The 19,461-nt window shown below is 34.1% G+C and carries 19 protein-coding genes; 18 read left to right on the forward strand and 1 reads right to left on the reverse strand.

What is annotated here, in order from left to right; genetic code table 11:
* The first annotated feature begins 5 nt into the window (after nucleotides 1–5).
* The 6 genes from H8718_RS12695 (at nucleotide 6) to sigK (ending at nucleotide 5,244) form a co-directional block, all read left to right on the forward strand.
* Complete coding sequence (locus H8718_RS12695; protein WP_177669746.1) at nucleotides 6–251, forward strand: DUF1292 domain-containing protein; 246 nt, start codon at nucleotides 6–8, stop codon at nucleotides 249–251.
* An 86-nt stretch (nucleotides 252–337) separates the two neighbouring features.
* The gene (locus H8718_RS12700; protein WP_177669748.1) at nucleotides 338–772 is read left to right on the forward strand and encodes a Fur family transcriptional regulator; all 435 of its coding nucleotides are present in this window, start codon (nucleotides 338–340) and stop codon (nucleotides 770–772) included.
* A gap of 17 nt (nucleotides 773–789) precedes the next feature.
* Nucleotides 790–2,457 carry a ribonuclease J gene (locus H8718_RS12705; protein ID WP_249333211.1) on the forward strand — a complete coding sequence of 556 codons (1,668 nt, stop codon included), beginning with the start codon at nucleotides 790–792 and terminating at the stop codon, nucleotides 2,455–2,457.
* Nucleotides 2,458–2,537: 80 nt separating this feature from the next.
* Nucleotides 2,538–3,215, forward strand: a complete 678-nt coding sequence (locus H8718_RS12710; RefSeq protein ID WP_249333198.1) for an O-methyltransferase — start codon at nucleotides 2,538–2,540, stop codon at nucleotides 3,213–3,215.
* 11 nt (nucleotides 3,216–3,226) lie between these two features.
* Entirely contained in the window at nucleotides 3,227–4,465 is a 1,239-nt protein-coding gene (locus tag H8718_RS12715) for a peptidase U32 family protein (protein ID WP_177669752.1), read from the forward strand.
* Nucleotides 4,466–4,581: 116 nt separating this feature from the next.
* Nucleotides 4,582–5,244, forward strand: coding sequence for an RNA polymerase sporulation sigma factor SigK (gene sigK, locus H8718_RS12720; protein WP_177669753.1), 663 nt, complete (start codon nucleotides 4,582–4,584; stop codon nucleotides 5,242–5,244).
* Between the two features lie 45 nt (nucleotides 5,245–5,289).
* Here the strand turns inward: sigK and mltG are convergent, their stop codons facing one another.
* Nucleotides 5,290–6,387, reverse strand: coding sequence for an endolytic transglycosylase MltG (gene mltG / locus H8718_RS12725; RefSeq protein ID WP_177669755.1), 1,098 nt, complete (start codon nucleotides 6,385–6,387; stop codon nucleotides 5,290–5,292).
* Nucleotides 6,388–6,526: 139 nt separating this feature from the next.
* Between mltG and H8718_RS12730 the strand changes: the two genes are divergently transcribed.
* From H8718_RS12730 to H8718_RS12785, 12 genes are all read left to right on the forward strand, one after another.
* Entirely contained in the window at nucleotides 6,527–8,350 is a 1,824-nt protein-coding gene (locus H8718_RS12730) for a L,D-transpeptidase (RefSeq protein ID WP_177669757.1), read from the forward strand.
* 86 nt (nucleotides 8,351–8,436) lie between these two features.
* The gene (locus tag H8718_RS12735) at nucleotides 8,437–9,831 is read left to right on the forward strand and encodes an aminopeptidase (protein WP_249333199.1); all 1,395 of its coding nucleotides are present in this window, start codon (nucleotides 8,437–8,439) and stop codon (nucleotides 9,829–9,831) included.
* Between the two features lie 35 nt (nucleotides 9,832–9,866).
* A complete protein-coding gene (locus tag H8718_RS12740) occupies nucleotides 9,867–10,391 on the forward strand; it encodes a peptidylprolyl isomerase (protein ID WP_177669761.1) in 525 nt (174 codons plus the stop codon).
* A gap of 8 nt (nucleotides 10,392–10,399) precedes the next feature.
* The gene (locus H8718_RS12745; protein ID WP_249333200.1) at nucleotides 10,400–11,323 is read left to right on the forward strand and encodes a dipeptidase; all 924 of its coding nucleotides are present in this window, start codon (nucleotides 10,400–10,402) and stop codon (nucleotides 11,321–11,323) included.
* 75 nt (nucleotides 11,324–11,398) lie between these two features.
* Nucleotides 11,399–11,767 carry a DUF1292 domain-containing protein gene (locus tag H8718_RS12750; protein WP_177669765.1) on the forward strand — a complete coding sequence of 123 codons (369 nt, stop codon included), beginning with the start codon at nucleotides 11,399–11,401 and terminating at the stop codon, nucleotides 11,765–11,767.
* Between the two features lie 73 nt (nucleotides 11,768–11,840).
* Complete coding sequence (locus H8718_RS12755; RefSeq protein ID WP_283246218.1) at nucleotides 11,841–12,806, forward strand: GIY-YIG nuclease family protein; 966 nt, start codon at nucleotides 11,841–11,843, stop codon at nucleotides 12,804–12,806.
* 53 nt (nucleotides 12,807–12,859) lie between these two features.
* A complete protein-coding gene (locus H8718_RS12760) occupies nucleotides 12,860–13,501 on the forward strand; it encodes a peptidylprolyl isomerase (RefSeq protein ID WP_177669769.1) in 642 nt (213 codons plus the stop codon).
* On the forward strand, nucleotides 13,494–14,144 hold the full coding sequence (locus H8718_RS12765) for a potassium channel family protein (protein WP_249333202.1): 651 nt from the start codon (nucleotides 13,494–13,496) through the stop codon (nucleotides 14,142–14,144). Before H8718_RS12760 ends, H8718_RS12765 begins: the two co-directional genes overlap by 8 nt.
* An 88-nt stretch (nucleotides 14,145–14,232) precedes the next feature.
* Nucleotides 14,233–16,200 (forward strand): DNA gyrase/topoisomerase IV subunit B, encoded by a 1,968-nt coding sequence (locus H8718_RS12770; RefSeq protein WP_177669772.1) that lies wholly within the window; start codon nucleotides 14,233–14,235, stop codon nucleotides 16,198–16,200.
* A 16-nt stretch (nucleotides 16,201–16,216) separates the two neighbouring features.
* Nucleotides 16,217–18,367 carry a DNA gyrase subunit A gene (locus H8718_RS12775; protein WP_177669774.1) on the forward strand — a complete coding sequence of 717 codons (2,151 nt, stop codon included), beginning with the start codon at nucleotides 16,217–16,219 and terminating at the stop codon, nucleotides 18,365–18,367.
* A 24-nt stretch (nucleotides 18,368–18,391) separates the two neighbouring features.
* The gene (gene proB, locus H8718_RS12780) at nucleotides 18,392–19,189 is read left to right on the forward strand and encodes a glutamate 5-kinase (RefSeq protein ID WP_177669776.1); all 798 of its coding nucleotides are present in this window, start codon (nucleotides 18,392–18,394) and stop codon (nucleotides 19,187–19,189) included.
* 14 nt (nucleotides 19,190–19,203) lie between these two features.
* A complete protein-coding gene (locus H8718_RS12785) occupies nucleotides 19,204–19,416 on the forward strand; it encodes a DUF896 domain-containing protein (RefSeq protein ID WP_177669778.1) in 213 nt (70 codons plus the stop codon).
* The last annotated feature ends 45 nt before the right edge of the window (nucleotides 19,417–19,461 follow it).

A 19,461-nucleotide genomic window follows, 5' to 3' on the forward strand; every position in this document is an offset into this window, starting at 1 on the left:
TTATTATGGATAAAATAAATTTTTATGATGAATTAACAGGTGAAACAATTCAATTTGAAGTAATCGATCAAGCAACAATAGATGGACAAAAATATTTATTAGTTGCTGATGAAGAGGATATTGCAACAATACTAAAAGAAATGAGTGAGGACGGAGACGAAATCACATATGAATTAGTAGAAGATGATGAGGAACTTCAAAAAGTAGCTTTAACCCTTATGGAAAGCGATGAATATGACATTGAAGTTTAGATGATAGGAAGTATCAATTGACAATAAGCTAAGGTACATTTATAATAAAAGTACTTAGGAAATCAATTTTTAGAGGGGCGAATATAATGAATGCAGCAACATTTAAAGAACGACTTAAAGAAAAAGGTTGTAAACTAACCACACAACGTAGAGGAATCTTAGACGTTCTTATTGAAAATTGTGATAAGCATTTATCTACAGAAGAACTTTATGCATTAGTAAAAGAGCGTTATCCAGAAATCGGTCTTGCTACAGTTTATCGTACTGTGCAACTTTTTGAAGAAATGGGTATCATTGATAAATTATATTTTGATGAAGGATGTAGTCGATATGAACTAAGTCATCAAGAAGAACATCACCACCATCATCTTATCTGCTCAAAATGTAATAAAGTTTTTGAAGTAGAAAATGATTTGCTTGCGGAAATCGAAGCCCATATACAAGATAAATATCGTTTTAAAGTCACAAATCACAAAGTTACTTTTTATGGACATTGTGAGGCGTGTTCAAAAAATATATAGATGGAGGTGCAGTTTTGGTGCCCAGAAAAACTAAAAATAAGTTACGCATCATTCCTCTGGGTGGTTTAGGAGAAATCGGTAAAAATATGACAGCTTTTGAATATGAAGATGATATTATTGTTGTCGATTGTGGATTAGCTTTCCCGGAAGACGAGATGCTGGGAATTGACTTAGTTATTCCAGATGTAACTTATTTAACAAAAAATGCAGAAAAAATAAGGGGGATTGTACTTACACACGGGCATGAGGACCATATTGGTGCGTTACCTTATGTGTTACAAGAACTCAATGTTCCTCTCTACGGAACAAAATTAACTATCGGACTTGTAGAGAATAAATTAAAAGAGCATAACTTACTTAGAACAACACAAAGAAATAATGTATCACAAGGGGAAACTATTAAACTTGGTGGTAGTTTTAAAGTAGAATTTATACGTTCTAATCATAGTATTGCAGATGCTGTTATGCTTTCTATTTGGACTCCAGTGGGGACCATTCTTCATACAGGGGACTTTAAAGTAGACTATACACCTATTAGAGGAGGACGTATTGATTTACATCGTCTTGCTGAACTTGGTAAGAAGGGCGTATTAGCACTTCTTGCAGATAGTACAAATGTAGGGCGTACTGGGTTTACACAATCTGAGAAAATGGTTGGATTAAAATTTGAAGATGTGTTTAATAAAGCAAAAGACAAACGTATTATGGTTGCAACTTTTGCCTCTAATGTAGATCGTGTTCAACAGATTATAAATGCAGCTTATAAATTTAACCGTAAGGTAGCTATTATAGGACGCAGCATGGTAAATGTTGCAAAGACAGCAAGTGAACTTGGTTATTTAGATATCCCAGAAAATACACTTATTGATGTAAATGATGTAAAGCGTTATAATGATGAACAAATTGTTATTATTATGACGGGTAGTCAAGGAGAGCCTATGGCAGCTTTATCACGTATGGCAACTTCAGAACATCGCCAGCTTGAAATTAAACCGGGAGATGTGGTTATTTTAAGCTCTACACCTATTCCAGGTAATGAGAAAACCGTTTCTAAAGTAGTCAATGAGCTCGCTAAAAAGGGTGCTACAGTTATTAAAGAGGATACACACGTATCTGGACATGCTGCAGAAGAAGAACTTAAACTTATTCATGCACTAGTAAAACCTAAGTATTTTATACCAGTACATGGTGAGTATAGACACCTTCAAAAACATGGAGAACTTGCTGTTGAGATGGGTATGCCAAAAGACCATATTACTATAGCTTCTATAGGTGATGTTATTGAATTAACACGTGAAAGCTGTAAGATTGCAGGTAATGTACCTTCAGGGCAAGTGCTTGTAGATGGGCTTGGTGTAGGTGATGTAGGAAATATCGTTTTACGTGATCGTAAGCATCTTTCACAAGATGGTCTACTCATTGTTGTTATGACACTTGAGCGTGAAACAGGTATGGTAGTGGCTGGACCAGACATTATTTCTCGTGGTTTTGTTTATGTAAGAGAAGCAGAAAATCTTATGGATGCGGCAAAAGTAGTAGTGCGTAAGGCATTAGATCGCTGTGAAACAAAACACATTGTAGAATGGTCTCAGATTAAAACTATTGTCAAAGATGATCTTAAAGAGTTCGTATGGCAAAAAACAAAGCGTAGTCCTATGATTTTACCAATTATAATGGAAGTATAAAAAATACCTAGCTTTTTGCTAGGTATTTTTTGATATCGCTTGCATTATACTATTTTTTATCTTATATTGACATAGGAAGAATGATTAGAAAGGATAAGCTTATGAGTGAAATTAACTACGATTATATCGTTCAATATATACGTGCACTTCATAATCCACCGGAAGGATTACTTCATGATATAGAGGTTGCTATTGCAAATGGAGAAGAGACATGGCCTATTATTAAGCCAGAGGTAGCAGATTTTATGAGAGTACTTTTAACTATGCAAAAACCAAAAGAAATTTTGGAAATTGGTACAGCTGTTGCATACTCTGCTATGTTAATGAGTGAGCATTTAGAAGAAGGCGGACATATTACAACGATTGAAAGATTTCCTTATATGTTGGGTGTTGCAAGAAAAAATATAAAACAAGCAGGTCTTGAAGAGGTTATTCAAATTATAGAAGGTGATGCTGCTGATATATTAAAAACATTGCCGAGTGAGCAGTATGATGTCATTTTTATGGACTGTGCTAAAGGGCAATACATTAATTTCCTACCTGACTGTATTAGATTATTAAGAAAAGGTGGTCTGCTCATTACTGATAATGTCTTGCATAAAGGTACTGTAGCAAAATCACGTTATTTAATTGACCGTAGACAACGTACGACCCATATGAGATTGAGAGACTTTTTATGGACCATTACACATTCAGAGGAACTTACAAGTAGTGTACTACCTGTTGGAGATGGTATAGCCCTAAGTTATAAAAAATAGGAGAGATTATAATGAAGAAAAAACGTGTAGAATTATTAGCTCCCGCAGGGAGCTTAGAATCATTAAAAGTAGCTGTACTTTATGGTGCTGATGCTGTTTATATGGGAGGTGGAAGCTATGGTTTACGTGCTAAAGCTAAAAACTTCACCCCTGAAGAAATGAAAGAAGGTATTGCATTTGCACATGCACATGGTGTACAAGTTTATGTAACAGCTAATATCTTTGCGCATAATCAAGATTTTGAAGGTATGGCAGAATACTTTAAATCACTTGAAGAAATGGGCGTAGATGCTATTATCGTTGCAGATCCAGGTGTATTTTCTATTGCTAAAGCAGCAGTACCTAATATGGAAATTCATATTTCTACTCAAGCTAACAACACAAATAGTCATACAGCTAAATTCTGGGCATCTTTAGGTGCACAACGTATTGTTGTAGCACGTGAACTTTCATTCCCAGAAATTAAAGAAATTCATGATAATATTCCAGAGGATATTGAGATCGAAGCTTTTGTACATGGTGCAATGTGTATGGCTTATTCAGGAAGATGCTTATTAAGTAATTACATGACACATCGCGATGCTAACCACGGTGAATGTGCACAGCCTTGCAGATGGAAATATCATGTTGTAGAAGAAACACGTCCAGGTGAATATATGCCTGTAGAAGAAGATGAGCGTGGTACTTATATTTATAACTCACGTGACCTTTGTATGATTGAATATATTCCAGAGCTTGTTGAAAGTGGCATTTACAGCTTTAAAATTGAAGGGCGTATGAAGACACCTCTTTATGTAGCAACAGTTGTTAAAGCTTATAGAGACGCTATCGACACTTATTTAGAAGATCCAAAAGCCTTTGAAGAAAAACGTAGTTATTTCCTTCAAGAGGTAGGTAAGGCAAGTCATAGAGAGTTTTCTACAGGTTTCTATGAACATAAACCAACAAGTGACGATCAAACTTACGGACATAACTCTTATGTACGTAACTATGATTTCTCAGGTATGGTTATTGATTATGATAAAGAAACAAAACTTGTAACAATTGAACAAAGAAGAAAGTTCTCTGTAGGTGATACAGTAGAGATTTTATTACCAAATAGACCGTTTATCAGTGTTAAGATTGAAGAAATGTGGGATGCGGAAGGTAACAGCATTGAATCTGCACCACATCCACTTCAAATTGTTAAGTTTAAAGTAGAAGAGGATGTAACTGTACCAGCACTTCTACGTAAAGAACAACCTCTTTAGACTAATTTTTTAAAATAGTATAAGCTCTTTACAAGAAAATACAAATTGTACGGGCACATTTCGTGCGCACATTCATACAATAAGTATGAACCCATTTTTTATGGAGGTGTGCCGAAATGTTGCCTTTTTTTTGTTTTTCTTATTTTAGCAGTATATCCTCTTTTCCACAGCCCCTTACACCAGAAGAAGAAAAGTACTATTTAGAACAATTAGGTAAAGGAAGTGAAGAGGCCAAGGATATTCTTATTGAACGTAATTTAAGATTAGTGGCACACATTGTTAAAAAGTATAGTAATTTAAATAAAGATATGGACGACCTTATTTCTACAGGAACTATTGGACTTATTAAGGGGATTACCTCTTTTGATACATCCAAAGGGACAAAGCTAGCAACATATGCTGCTAGATGTATTGAAAACGAAATTTTAATGAGCATTAGGTCAAGTAAGAAAGAAAAGAATGAAACATCTATTCATTCTCCTATAGGGATAGATAAAGAGGGAAATGAAATCAGCTTATTAGATGTGCTTTTTACGGAGAGTGAATCTATCTTTGATCAAGTAGATTTTGGAATAGAAATTAAGAAGTTATATGAAAAAATTGGACGCGTACTTAAACCACGTGAAAAGCTTATTCTAAGAATGCGTTATGGACTGGATAATACAGAAGAAAAAACACAGCGTGAAATAGCAGAGCAAATGGGTATTTCCAGGTCTTATGTTTCACGTATAGAGAAAAAAGCTTTGAAAAAACTTTATCAGGAACTTAGTAAAAGTTAAAAAAGGTGTTACAACATATCCTTTTAGGTATGCTGTAACACCTTTTTAATCTACAAAATTAATATCTTGAGATTGTTTATAGCGAGTCTTATAAAAATTATGTTCTTCAGCAGTTTGGCTGAAAGCATGTTTGCTGGTAGAAGCATCTTCTAGTACAAAATAATAATAATCATGTTCTTCAGGCATAAAAGCAGCACGAAGAGCACTTTCACCAGGAGTGCAGATAGGACCTTGTGGAAGACCTTCATGAAGATAGGTGTTATAAGGAGAGTCTAAAGAGAGGTCTTCATAAGTAAGCGTTTGTTTACGTTCAGGCAAAGCATACTGAATGGTAGAGCACATTTGTAATTTCATTTGTTGATTAAGGCGATTATAAATAACACCGGATATAGTAGGACGTTCTTCTTCTAGCTTAGCTTCACGTTCAATAATAGAAGCAATGGTTACGATGTCATGAAGTGTATAGTCTGAATTATAGAGATACTGATTATAACGACTTGTAATCTCTTCAAAACGTCTAAGCATGATAGAGACAATTTCTTCAGCTGAGGCATTTTTGTGAATGCGATAAGTATCAGGGAAGAGATAGCCTTCTAATTTATAGGTGCCTCCCTCAGGAATATCTTTTAAAAAGTCATAATCATATGTTTTATTTTCTATGGCATTTAGGAAAGCAGCTTTGCTTACAATTTGTTTATCTTCTAGACGATTGGCAATTTGAGTAATAGTAAAGCCTTCAGGAATAGTAAATTGAACTTCCTCTAGCGTATCAGGATTTGTAGTAAGGAGCTTTACAATATCATGATTAGTCATATTACTACTAATGGTATAAGTGCCTGGATATAAGTCATCTTCCAAGTCAGAGAGTTTAGCCTCTACTACAAACCAAAACTGGTTACCTATAAATTGTTCATCATAAAGAAGTTTGGCAAGTGTCTGGGCTGTAGTTTGTTCATCTACTTGAAGCTGCAGAGTATGTACGTTAGGAAGGGTTGGACGATTTTGGTCTTCTTCAATCATATTAAAGGTGTAATCAAAGCTTTTAGAAAAGACAATAATACTTCCACATATGGCAAGAGTAATGAGTAGTAAAGTGATAATCATATTTAAAAGCATTCTTTGAGTATGAGAGTGTTTTTTCATAACAGCCTCCTTGTTATTTTACTCAAATTATACATATTTTTATAATACAATTCAATATTTTAATATTTATAAAGATTGAATATAAATAAAGAGTTTGTTATACTAAAATGGTAGAATATGGAATAAAGGGAGTATTAATATGCCAAAGAAAAAAAGAATTTATTTAGCAGGATTACTATGTCTCGGTCTAATGGGGTATACGATAGAAGCAAAACAAGTAGAAAAACAGGAACTTAATAGCGAACTCCAAGTAGAGGAAGAACTTTATGAGCAGGTAGAAGAGTTAGAAGGTCAAGAAGAATTGGAAGAAGCCTGGCAGATTGATCAAAAGATCCAAGAAGCATTAAATATAGAACCAATTCGCTTTGAAAGTTTTATAAGTCAGGAGGGTGTTATAAATCAAAGTGATTTTGCAAGAATGCTTTGCTATACCTTAAGGCTTTCACCTCTCTATACACAAGTTCCTGATGAAGACCCTTACATTGCAAGTTTGAAAAAAGCTGGTATATGGAACGATGCCATACCACAGCAGCTTACAGAATTCGATCAAGATATTATTGATCAGTGTATACAAATGGCTAAAGATTATAAAGGAGAGAGTCTATCTACATCTTTTTTTAAGCCTACACCTATTGGTTTTATGCAAAAAAGTACCATGAGGGTTAAGGTGAATGAGCAGATTTATCCTATGTATTACTTAAGTGATGTTAATTATGTAAGGCTTTCTGATTTAAGGCAAATAGGATTTGAAGTAACTTCTTATGAAGATTATATGCATTTAATTTTAAAGGAGAATACAGAAGCACTGCCTAAAGTACCCGAAATAAAATCTTTGACTAACCAAGTTACTACTTTACATACAGAGAAGATTTACATAGGAAATGTATTAAGCTATGCATTAAAGTGTGGAGATGAAGTGCTTATTCCACTTAGGGGATTGAGTGAATACTATGATTTAAGCATTGAAGGGGAGTTATGCACGCTTAAAGAAAAGTATAATAGGAGTACCCATTATATAGAACTTGCGCCAGGTTTTGTACATAATATTTCAGATGAAATCATTCAGGTGCAAATAGTTAGCGTATTTTGGAATGGAAAAGAAATAATAGAGGATCAATTTACCATTCAAGAGCTTATGCCAGATGAATATTATCCTCTTCATGAAGGACTTTATGCCTTAAACCAGGAAGTCGTTCATGCAAGTACTATGGTGGCAGAAATCCAAACTGATACGATTAAGATGGTTGTTCCTTATAAAAGTTATGGGCAACATACAGAAAGTCTTTTGAAAAGTTATACACGCCATCAAAATGAAACTTTAGAGACTTATATGAATAAGCTTTTTCCAGAATCTAAGATTATAGGAACTATGAAGTATGATACGAAAGGTTTTAAAAAGGGGGAAAAAGTAGAGGTATGGGCAGCAGAAGATGGCTATTATTATTATTTATTAAAAGAGGGTAAGAAGATAGAGGTACCGTGGAATAGTGTAAGCATTCCACCTAATCCGACTGTATGTAAAGAACAAGTGCCAAACGAAGTCATAGAAGGTTATGTTAACAGTAAGCAGGTTAAAAGTAAAACACCGTATTTTATCTGGACCGACCTTTATAGACAAAGAACTTATGTTTTTGAGAATAAAGGAGGAAGCTGGAAGCTTTTAAAAAGTATGCCAACTTCTACAGGAAACAATAAAACACCTACACCAACAGGCGAATTTGAAGTCCAAGGTTATGTGCCAGCCTTTGGAATGGACAAAGGATACCGTTGCAAAAATGCACTCCATTTATTTGGAGATTATCTCTATCATTCTGTTATGTTTGATGTAGGGGGGAGATATGTGTTAGGAGGACAGGGGCAGTTAGGGGAAAGAGCTTCTCATGGATGTCTTAGACTTTCACCAGAAAATAGTGAATGGCTTTATCAAACTATACCTTTAGGTACAAAAGTTTGGATTAGATAATAAATAAAATGGATTTGGAATATGCTAGGTTATGTGATAAAATATTTAAGTCTAAAACATTTAGAAAATACTAAGGAGGAATAAACATGTCAGACTTAAACAAAGAGTACAAAAGTGCATGGGAAACATACACAGAAGAAGACAAAAAAGCTTTATTTGCTTATGGTGAACGCTATAGAAAATTCATTTCTGATAATAAAACAGAACGTGAATGTATAAAAAGTATGGTTAAAACAGCCGAAGAAGCTGGATACAGAAATATTGAAGACTGTATTGCAAAAGGTGAAAGACTTCAAGCTGGAGATAAAGTTTATGCAAATTACAATGATAAAACTTTACTCATGTTCTGCATTGGTCAGGAACATATTGCAAATGGACTTAATCTTTTAGGCGCACATCTTGATTCACCAAGACTTGACCTTAAACCAAATCCACTTTATGAAGATACAAACTTTGCAATGTTCAAAACACATTACTATGGTGGTGTTAAAAAGTATCAATGGGTAGCTATGCCACTATCTATCCATGGTATTGTTGCTAAAAAAGATGGTACAGTTGTAGATGTTGTTATTGGTGAAGATGAAACAGATCCAGTAGTAGGTATTTCTGACTTACTTATCCACCTTTCAGGTGAACAAATGCAAAAGAAATTAGGAGAAGCTATTGCAGGTGAAGATCTTAACATTTGTTTAGGTACACTTCCGTTAGAGGGTGAAGAAAAAGATAAAGTAAAAGCAAACATTTTAAAGCTTCTTAATGACAAATACGGCATTACAGAAGAAGACTTTGTATCAGCTGAAATTCAAATCGTTCCAGCAGGTGCTGCACGTGACTACGGCTTAGATAGAAGTATGGTTATGGGATACGGTCAAGATGACAGAGTATGTGGCTATGCATCTTTTGAAGCACAACTTGAAGTAGAAAATCCAGCACGTACAACAGGTACAATTCTTGTTGACAAAGAAGAAATCGGTAGCGTGGGGGCTTCTGGTATGCAATCTAAATTCTTTGAAAATATGGTTGCAGAGCTCATTGGTCTTACAGGTGAGTACTCAGACCTGACTTTAAGAAGAGCTTTAAGTCGCTCAAAAATGTTATCCTCTGATGTAACAGCAGGACATGATCCTAATTATCCATCTGTTTTAGAAAAAAATAACGCAGCATACTTTGGTAAAGGTGTTGTATTTAGCAAATATACAGGTTCACGTGGTAAATCAGGTTCAAATGAAGCGAATGCAGAATACGTAGCTTACTTACGTAGAATTATGGAAGAAAATAATGTTATCTGGCAAACAGCAGAACTTGGACGTATTGATTTAGGTGGCGGTGGTACAATCGCTTACATCTTAGCAAACTACGGTATGGACGTAATTGACTGTGGGGTACCAGTTCATAGCATGCATGCACCATGGGAAATTACAAGTAAAGTAGACCTTTACGAAATGCGTAAAGCGTATATTGCTTTCTTAAAAAATGCATAATATTAAACTAGAAAAGTAAGAAAGGAAGTTTAAAAATGGAAAACTTAAATCCAATTGTAACCATCACAATGGAAGATGGGAGTATTATCAAAGTAGAACTTTATCCAGAAATCGCACCAAATACAGTAGCAAACTTCATCAGCCTTGTAAAAAAAGGATTTTATGATGGACTTACTTTCCACCGTGTAATTCGCGGCTTTATGATTCAAGGTGGATGTCCACAAGGTACAGGTACAGGTGGACCAGGTTACCATATTAAAGGTGAATTCAGTGGAAATGGTGTACAAAACAACTTAAAACATACTAAAGGAGTTATCTCTATGGCACGTGCTATGGATCCTAACTCAGCAGGTTCACAGTTCTTCATTATGCATGAAGATTCTCCACATCTTGATGGCCAATATGCAGCATTTGGTAAAGTTGTAGAAGGTATAGATACAGTAGATTATATTGCCACAGTACGCACAAATCCTATGGATAAACCACTTACACCAGTTGTGATTAAATCTATGACAGTAGATACAAAAGGTAAAGAATACGACGAACCAGTTAAAAAGTAGGTGAATAAATGTCTTTTATTGATTTGCACTGTGATACAGCCAGTCTTATATTTGAGAACAAGGCCCACCTTAATCGCAATGACTATCATGTAGACATAGAAAAAATGAAAGCATCCCACTATCTTGCACAGTGGTTTGCTTTCTTTATTGACATAAAAGGGCTAAAAAATACAGATCCTTTTATCTATTTAAAGGAAATGTATGCATACTTTAAAGCAGAAGTAGAAGCAAATCCGGATACAATATGTATTGTTTCTACTTATAAGGATTACTTAAAATGCAAGGCAGAAAATAAAATTGCAGCTTTTCTCTCTTTAGAAGAAGGAGAAGCTATAGCAGGTGTGAATGATCCTTTAGAAAAGCTTATGGAGCTTGGTGTCACTATGATGACACTTACGTGGAATCATATGAATACATGGGGATACCCCCATTCCATCCTAAAAGGTCTTACCCCTAAAGGTTGCGAGCTTTTAGAAGGGCTTAATCATACACCCATCCTACTAGATGTCTCCCACTTATCAGAAAGTGCCTTTAAAGATATTACAAGACTTTATAAGAAGCCTATTATTGCTTCACATTGCAATGCAAGAAACTATTATGACCATACAAGAAATCTATCAGATGAAGCTATGAAGGTTATTGCAGAAAGTGGCGGCATTATAGGAACTAACCTCTATAGTTACTTCCTTAATACTTCAAACCATACTTCTATAGAAGATCTACTTAGAAATATGCAATATGTTTATAATCAGGTAGGAGAAGAAGCTTTAGCGATTGGAGCAGATTTTGATGGAATGAGTTGTAATTTAGAAGTATGTAATTGCGGAGAAATGGATAAACTTATGGGTAGCATGACACGTATTTTTCCAATGCGTATCATAGAAAAAATCTGTTATAGTAATGCGGAACGCATCATTCGAGAAAATTTATAAGCTTTTTCTTGGAAAAAATGTCCACTAATGCTATAATGGGAATATAGTTCTTTTAATTAAGAAGGGAGAATTACAATGGAAGAAAATAAAACATGTGGATGTTCACACGATGAAGGTTGCTGCGGTGGCGCTTCACATACTCATGATCATGAAGGATGTGGATGTTCAGGTGGACATGATGAACCAGTAATCTACGTAACATTCGAAGATGAAGACAAAGAAGTAGCTTGCGATGTATTAGGAATCTTTGAAGTTGAGGATCAAGAATATATTGCTTTAGCACCACAAGATGAAGAAGAAGTACTTATCTATCGTTATTCAGAAAACGGAGAAGATATCCAATTAGATGAAATCAACTCTGATGAAGAATACGAAAAAGTAGCTGCTGAATTCGATGATTTATTCTTTGGTGAGTTAGAAGAAGCTCCAGAAACAGAAGAATAACTTAAAACAGGATACTTAAGTATCCTGTTTTTTTATGTTTACGACTAAGGGGCTTTAACCTATAATAAAGACTATGAAAAAGGATACTATACTTAAAAAGAAACTAGAAAATACATTAAATTGTTCAGGTGTTTATAAAATGCTTGACGAAAAAGGTAATATCTTGTATATTGGAAAATCTATTGCCTTAAAAAAACGTATTCACTCTTATTTTGCTAAAGAGCTGAATCGCAATAATAAAGTTAAACAAATGGTTAAACGTATAAAGGATATAGAGGTCTATTACACAGACACAGAACTTGATGCACTTCTCTTAGAATGCAAGTGGATTAGACAGTATAAACCGCCTTATAATACGGCTTTAATGCATCCAGAAAAATATAGTTATTTTACTGCTACAGATGAAGGTTGTATTTTAGAATGGGTGAAAAACAAACCTATGAAAGAGGCATTTATTCTAGGTCCTATGACACATAAAAGCCTTGCAAGAGGTGCTTATGCTTACTTGAAAAAACGTTACCCATATGCAGTTTGTTCTAGAAAAATAGGAAGCTGTATGGATTATGTAACGGGGAGGTGTAAGGGGTATTGTGCAGATGATCATTATCCATCCTTAACAGCTCAAGTGATAGAGGAACTAAAAAATACAAAAATCATCGAAGAGCAGCTGACAAAACAAATGGAAAGACTAGCAGATAACTGGGAATTTGAAAAGGCAAAGGAAGTATATGAGCAATTAAAAGGGCTGAAATATATGAGTAAACTTTATGAGATGACTACAGTTATACAAGAAGAAACTTATATAGGTAAACTACCTATTCCAGATACTTTTTATTATAAATACTATCTTATTAAAGGTGGTCAGATCGTAGCTACTTTAAAAGGCGTAGGTGCTGAAGAAGAAGAAATTCTAAAGAAACTACGTAGGATAGGAAGATTGGAACATAAAGTGGTTCTAGAGGTAGATAAAGAGAATATTGAGACTATAAAAATCATCTATAGCTTTAGAAAGAAAAAAATGAAAGTCTTTAAAGTATAAAATTTGAAACATTTCCCTATACTATAACAAAATACAAATGAAAGAGGATTTTTGTGAAAAAAGTAGTGTTTTGTTTAAGTATAGTAAGTGTTTTACTGTTTATGTTTATTATGAATAAGTCTATTGAAATCAGCAATTGGAATGCAGATAACCATCCTATTGCAACAGTGTATTTGAGCAATGATACAAGTTTTAAGGTAGAGCTATATCCTGAAGAAGCTCCTAATACAGTGAATAATTTTATTTATTTGGCACAGTCTCATTATTATGATGGTACGAAGATTAATCGTATATTGCCAAACTACTTAATTCAAGCAGGGGACCCTATTGGTAACAAAAAGGGGTTTCCAGGTTATTATATTAAAAGTGAGTGTCGCTACAATGGTGTAAACAACCGTTTAAAACATAAAAAAGGTACACTTTCTATGGCACGTAGTGAAACCTTTAATACAGAAGGCAGCCAGTTTTTTATTTTGCTTCAAGATGACTGGCAGTTAGATGGAAAGTATGCAGCCTTTGGACGTATTATAGAGGGTATGGAATATGTAGTAGAATTAGGAGAGGCCGGAGTCAATGTAGATTATACACCTGTCAAACCTATTCAGATAGATACCATTAAAGTAGAAAATTATGAAGCAGTCTATGAGATGCCTAGTGTACTCAGTGTACAGGAAGTTTTAGCTCAAGATGATTAAGCATCATTATGAATACTTAATTCATTGGTGTATTTCACCTACTTTATTTGTAAGTTCTTCCTATAAAAAGAGAGCGCTAACACCAAGAGAACGTGGTAAACGTGTCAGGACACTGAATATTACTTATTTTACTGTAGCATGTATTTTGTTTACCAGTATTATAATTTTATATATGACACATACTATAACTCATATAAACACCTTTTTAATTGGATTTTATATACTGTGGAGTTTATCACGTGTCAATGAAATCTTTATGGCTTTTATGAAAGATGTCTTTGATAAGCTTAACCCTAGAAAACGTAAGAAAAATGGCTTGCAGTACTATGAACGCATTGCATTAGCTTTAAGGAGCTTTATAGAGCTTATTCTTCATTATGCCATGCTTTACTATTTATTAGATACATGTTTTGTAAGATATGGTCTTTGGAACGGCCTCTTTAATCAACCACTACGTGACCCGCTTACAGCACTTTATTTTAGTTTAATTACAATCGTATCCATTGGATATGGTGACTATTATCCTATACATCCCATTAGTAAGCTTTTGGTGATGTATGAAATTATAAATGGTTTATTATTATTAGCAGTAAGTTTTACCGTTTATGTCGGATTAGATTTAGATGAAAAAGAGGCCTCTTAGCCTCTTTTTTTGTCTGATTCAAAACTTGACAAGTGTTGAAGCATATTTTACAGTATTAAAATGAGAATAAATTTGCAGGTGATAAAAAATGAAAAAAGATAATTATGGAAATCAAAGTATTTCCTCGTTAAAAGGTGCTGACAGGGTAAGATTACGTCCAGCAGTTATTTTTGGCTCCGATGGGATTGAGGGATGTCAACATTCGGTATTTGAAATTTTATCAAATGCAATTGACGAGGCTAAAGAAGGTTATGGAAGTGTGATTGATGTAACACTTTGCAAAGATCATTCCATTATCATACAAGATTACGGAAGAGGGATGCCCCTAGATTATAATGAAAAAGAAGGTCGTTATAACTGGGATCTTATTTTTTGTGAACTTTATGCTGGGGGGAAATATAACAATAACAGTGGGGAAAACTATGAGTTTAGCTTAGGACTTAATGGTCTAGGTGCTTGTGCGACCCAATATAGTTCAGCCTTTATGGATGTTAGAGTTTATAGAAATGACTATGAATATGAACTTCACTTTGAAAGAGGTGAAAATATTGGAGGCCTAAGAAAAAATAAGGCAACTTATAAGTCTACAGGAACGTGGATTCATTGGAAGCCAGATTCAGAAGTTTTTACAGATATTAGAGTAAGTAGCAGCTACTTTCACAATGTGCTTAAGAGGCAGGCTATTGTTAATAAAGGCATTAAATTTAACTTTAAAGATGAAATTCTAGAAGAAAAACATGTTTACCTTTATCCAGAAGGGATAGTAGGCTATGCCAAAGAAATAGCAGCTGAAAAACAGTTTAGTGAACTCATTTTCATGCAACATGAGACAAGAGGGCAAGATAGCCCAGAGAGACCGGAATATAAACTTAAGTTTGAAATTGCTTGCACGTTTTGTAATGAAGCCAATTTATTAGAGTACTACCATAACTCAAGTTATCTTGAATATGGTGGAGCGCCAGATAAAGCAGTCAAGAATGCTTTTGTCTATTGCATAGATCAATATATTAAGAATGAGAACCTTTATAATAAAGATGAGAAGAAAATTACATTTGTAGATATACAAGATAGTCTCATCTTAATTGTCAACTCTTTTTCAACAGTAACAAGTTATGAGAATCAGACTAAAAAGGCCATTACAAATAAATTTATTCAAGAAGCTATACAGGACTACTTAAAAGACTATTTATCTATTTACTTTATTGAAAATAAAGATGAAGCAACACGTATTGCAAAACAAATCCTTATTAATAAACGAAGCCGTGAGAAAGCGGAACGTACACGTATCAATGTACGTAAACAGTTAGGTGGTACAATTGATATTACGAATCGTATTAAGAAGTTTGTAGATTGTAGATCAAAAGACCTAAATAAACGTGAGCTTTATATTGTAGAAGGAGATTCTGCGCTTGGTTCATGTAAATTAGGGCGTAATGCAGAATTTCAAGGTATCATGGCTATTCGAGGGAAAATCTTAAACTGTCTTAAATCAGATTATGATAAAATCTTTAAAAGTGATATTATTGTAGATTTGCTTAAGGTATTAGGTTGTGGGGTAGAAATTACGAGTAAACACAACAAAGAGTTGCATACTTTCGAACTTGAAAATTTAAGATGGCATAAAGTTATTATCTGTACAGATGCCGATGTAGATGGTTATCAGATTCGTACACTTGTATTAACTATGTTGTATGCTTTAGTGCCAACACTGATTAGAGAAGGTAAAGTTTTCATTGCGGAAACACCACTTTATGAAATCAATACAAAAGATCATACTTACTTTGCTTATTCAGATTATGAGAAAACAAAAATCTTAGAATCTCTTAAATGCAAATATACCATCCAACGTTCAAAAGGGCTTGGTGAAAATGATCCAGAGATGATGTGGGAAACAACTATGAATCCAGAGACAAGAAGATTGATTCAAGTGATGCCAGAAGATGCTGAGGTTACAAAAGAAGTATTTGAGAGGCTTCTTGGAGATAATTTAGCAGCCAGAAAAGCATTTATTGCAGAAGTAGGTCATGAGTATTTAGACTTATTGGATATGAGTTAAGAAGGGGGAAGAAGAAATGGACGAGAAGATTATTAGACAGAATATATCCGAGACATTAGAATCCAATTACATGCCATATGCTATGAGTGTAATTGTCTCTCGTGCACTACCTGAAATCGATGGGTTTAAACCATCTCATCGTAAATTACTTTATACAATGTATAAAATGTCACTTTTAAAGTCTGGTCGTACAAAGTCAGCGAATATTGTTGGACAAACTATGAAGCTTAATCCTCATGGAGATAGCGCTATTTATGAGACTATGGTGCGTCTTACAAAGGGTTATGCAGCACTCAATACACCTTTTATAGATTCTAAAGGAAACTTTGGTAAAATTTATTCAAGAGATATGGCTTATGCGGCCTCAAGATATACAGAAGCAAAGCTCAGTGATATTTGTGAAGAACTTTTTGGTGATATAGAAGAAGATTCAGTGCCGTTTGTAGATAACTATGACGGTAAGATGAAAGAACCTACTTTGCTTCCTGTTACATTTCCTAATATTTTAGTTAACCCTAATCAAGGGATTGCTGTAGGAATGGCTAGTAATATATGTAGTTTTAATTTAGGCGAAGTATGTGATGCAACTATTGCATACCTAAAGTCAGATAAGGAAGATGTAACAGATTATATTCTTGCACCTGACTTTTCTACAGGTGGAGAGCTTATTTATAATAAAGAAGAAATGAAAAGTATTTTAAATAGTGGGCGTGGTTCCTTTAAAATGAGAGGGAAATACGAGTATGTTAAAAAGGAAAACTGTATTGAAATCACAGAAATCCCTTATACAACAACAATAGAAGCTATTATTGATAAAATTGAAGATGCTGTTAAACAAGGCAAGATTAAAGAGATTTCAGACGTACGTGATGAAACAGACCTTTCAGGTTTAAAGCTTACTATTGATTTAAAACGTTCAGCTGATCCTAATATTGTTATTGAAAAGCTCTTTAAACTGACAACACTTGAAGATACTTTCAGCTGTAATTTTAATGTACTTATTGATGGAATGCCAAAAGTATTAGGTGTCAAATCCATCATTGAGGAGTGGGTAAGATTTAGAAAAGATTGTCTTATTAGAAAGTTTACTTTCAATATTGATAAAATGCAAAAAAGACATCATCTTTTACTTGGGCTTAAACAAATCTTATTTGATATTGATAAGGCTATCGATATTATCAGAAATACTGAAAAAGAAAATCAGGTTGTACCAAACCTTATGCGTGCCTTTGAACTTACTCAAATGCAAGCTGAGTTTGTAGCAGAGATTAAATTACGTCACCTTAACAAACAGTATATTTTAAATACTCTTCAAGATGTAGATAAGCTTGAAAAGGAGATTGCTAAGTATACAGAAATTATTAATAGCGATACAAAACTTAAAAAAGTTATTAGTGATGAGTTAAAGCAAACTAAGAAGAAATATGCTGTGCCAAGGCGTACAACTTTAATTGAACCACATAAAGTAGTTGCTTTACCGAGTGACGCTTTAATAGAAGACTATAATCTTAGATTTTTCTTTACAGAGCATCAGTATCTGAAAAAGATTTCACTGGCTTCTCTTAGAAGTAGCGGGGAGCAGAAGCTGAAAGATAATGACCAAATTATTCAAGAAGTTGAAACCACTAATAAAAGCGATGTACTCTTCTTTACGAATAAGTGTAATGTCTATAAAGTAAAAGCTTATGAAATAGAAGACTGTAAAGCAAGTCAATATGGGGTATACTTACCTAATATTTTAGACTTAGAGGTTGATGAGACAATTATTTATATGTATCCAACCATGAATTATACAGGCTCTATCTTATTTGGATTTGAATCAGGAAAAGTCGCACGCGTGCCACTTAATGTATATGAAACAAAGACAAATAGAAAGAAACTGGTTAAAGCTTATTATGGTAAAAGTAGTTGTGTAGGTATCTGCGTCATTTATGAAGAAGGTTATATTGAATGTATTAGGACAGATGAAAAGTGGGCCATTATCCCAACAGAACTGATTGAAGAAAAAGCGAAGCGAGATACACCAGGTATACAGGTGTTAAACATTACTAAGAAACATAATATGGCTCATATTAAGCCAATTATGGAAATAGATGAAAAAATAGAAAAGCTTGCCACTAAAGCATTACCGGCAAACGTAAAAAATATAGGGACAACAAAAGATTAAGACTAGCAATTAATGGAGGGAATCATGAGGGGACAATTATTAAACAGTAAGCGTATTGTTGTAAAAATCGGTACGTCTTCTTTAACCCATGACAATGGTAACACAAATTTAGACAAGATGGAAAAACTAGCAAGGGTTTTAACAGATTTAAATCATCAAGGAAAGGAAATAATACTTGTATCATCTGGTGCAATTGGTACAGGTTCAAGACGTATTGGTTTAACTGAAAGACCACAAGAACTTGAAATGAAACAAGCAACAGCTGCTATTGGCCAAGCTATTTTAATGCAAATTTATGAAAAGTTTTTTGCAGAATATAATCAAGTTATTGCACAAGTTCTTTTAACTAAAGATGTTATAGAAGATTCAATTAAAAATCAAAATGCTAAAAATACACTTTTTGCTTTATTAAAGCTAGGTGTTATTCCAATCATTAATGAAAATGACTGCATTTCTACAGCACAGATAGAAGGATACCGTTTTGGAGATAACGACACACTTTCTGCTATGGTTGCTCAGCTCGTAGATGCTGATCTGCTTATTTTATTAACAGATATTGATGGGCTTTATACAGATAATCCAAAAGTTAATAAAGAAGCTACACTCATTAAAACAGTAGAAGAGATTACACCTGAGATTGAAGGCTTAGGAAAGGATACAGGTTCCCAATTTGGAACAGGTGGTATGACAACAAAGATTACAGCAGCAAAAATAGCTAAAGAGAATCAGACACATACAGTTGTTGCCTTAGGGGACGATACACGTGTTCTTTACGATATTTTAGAAGGTAAAGAAGTAGGAACTTGGTTTATAGGAAAATAAGAGAGGTAAAAAGAATGGAAATGGAAAAGCTTATTGCACGTATTAATGAACTTGCAAACAAGAAAAAAACAGAAGGATTAACACCAACAGAACTTGAAGAACAAGCAACACTTCGTGCGCAGTACTTACAAATTTTTAGAGGTAACTTCAAGAATCAATTAGCTAATACAAAAATCCAAACACCAGATGGGAAATTGCATCCACTTAAATATATGCCAAATAAATAAAGGCTTATCTAAGGACAGAACATGATACTTTAATGTGTTCTGTCT

It is taken from the genome of Zhenhengia yiwuensis (assembly GCF_014384995.1).
In the GTDB taxonomy this organism is placed as follows: domain Bacteria; phylum Bacillota; class Clostridia; order Lachnospirales; family Cellulosilyticaceae; genus Zhenhengia; species Zhenhengia yiwuensis.

Excerpts from the sequence above, each read along its gene's own strand:
- H8718_RS12695 (WP_177669746.1), top strand. The coding sequence starts at position 6 with ATGGATAAAATAAATTTTTATGATGAATTAACAGGTGAAACAATTCAA.
- H8718_RS12700 (WP_177669748.1), top strand. The coding sequence starts at position 338 with ATGAATGCAGCAACATTTAAAGAACGACTTAAAGAAAAAGGTTGTAAA.
- H8718_RS12710 (WP_249333198.1), top strand. The coding sequence starts at position 2,538 with ATGATTAGAAAGGATAAGCTTATGAGTGAAATTAACTACGATTATATC.
- H8718_RS12715 (WP_177669752.1), top strand. The coding sequence starts at position 3,227 with ATGAAGAAAAAACGTGTAGAATTATTAGCTCCCGCAGGGAGCTTAGAA.
- sigK (WP_177669753.1), top strand. The coding sequence starts at position 4,582 with ATGTTGCCTTTTTTTTGTTTTTCTTATTTTAGCAGTATATCCTCTTTT.
- mltG (WP_177669755.1), bottom strand. The coding sequence starts at position 6,387 with ATGAAAAAACACTCTCATACTCAAAGAATGCTTTTAAATATGATTATC.
- H8718_RS12730 (WP_177669757.1), top strand. The coding sequence starts at position 6,527 with ATGCCAAAGAAAAAAAGAATTTATTTAGCAGGATTACTATGTCTCGGT.
- H8718_RS12735 (WP_249333199.1), top strand. The coding sequence starts at position 8,437 with ATGTCAGACTTAAACAAAGAGTACAAAAGTGCATGGGAAACATACACA.
- H8718_RS12740 (WP_177669761.1), top strand. The coding sequence starts at position 9,867 with ATGGAAAACTTAAATCCAATTGTAACCATCACAATGGAAGATGGGAGT.
- H8718_RS12745 (WP_249333200.1), top strand. The coding sequence starts at position 10,400 with ATGTCTTTTATTGATTTGCACTGTGATACAGCCAGTCTTATATTTGAG.
- H8718_RS12750 (WP_177669765.1), top strand. The coding sequence starts at position 11,399 with ATGGAAGAAAATAAAACATGTGGATGTTCACACGATGAAGGTTGCTGC.
- H8718_RS12755 (WP_283246218.1), top strand. The coding sequence starts at position 11,841 with ATGAAAAAGGATACTATACTTAAAAAGAAACTAGAAAATACATTAAAT.
- H8718_RS12765 (WP_249333202.1), top strand. The coding sequence starts at position 13,494 with ATGATTAAGCATCATTATGAATACTTAATTCATTGGTGTATTTCACCT.
- H8718_RS12770 (WP_177669772.1), top strand. The coding sequence starts at position 14,233 with ATGAAAAAAGATAATTATGGAAATCAAAGTATTTCCTCGTTAAAAGGT.
- H8718_RS12775 (WP_177669774.1), top strand. The coding sequence starts at position 16,217 with ATGGACGAGAAGATTATTAGACAGAATATATCCGAGACATTAGAATCC.
- proB (WP_177669776.1), top strand. The coding sequence starts at position 18,392 with ATGAGGGGACAATTATTAAACAGTAAGCGTATTGTTGTAAAAATCGGT.
- H8718_RS12785 (WP_177669778.1), top strand. The coding sequence starts at position 19,204 with ATGGAAATGGAAAAGCTTATTGCACGTATTAATGAACTTGCAAACAAG.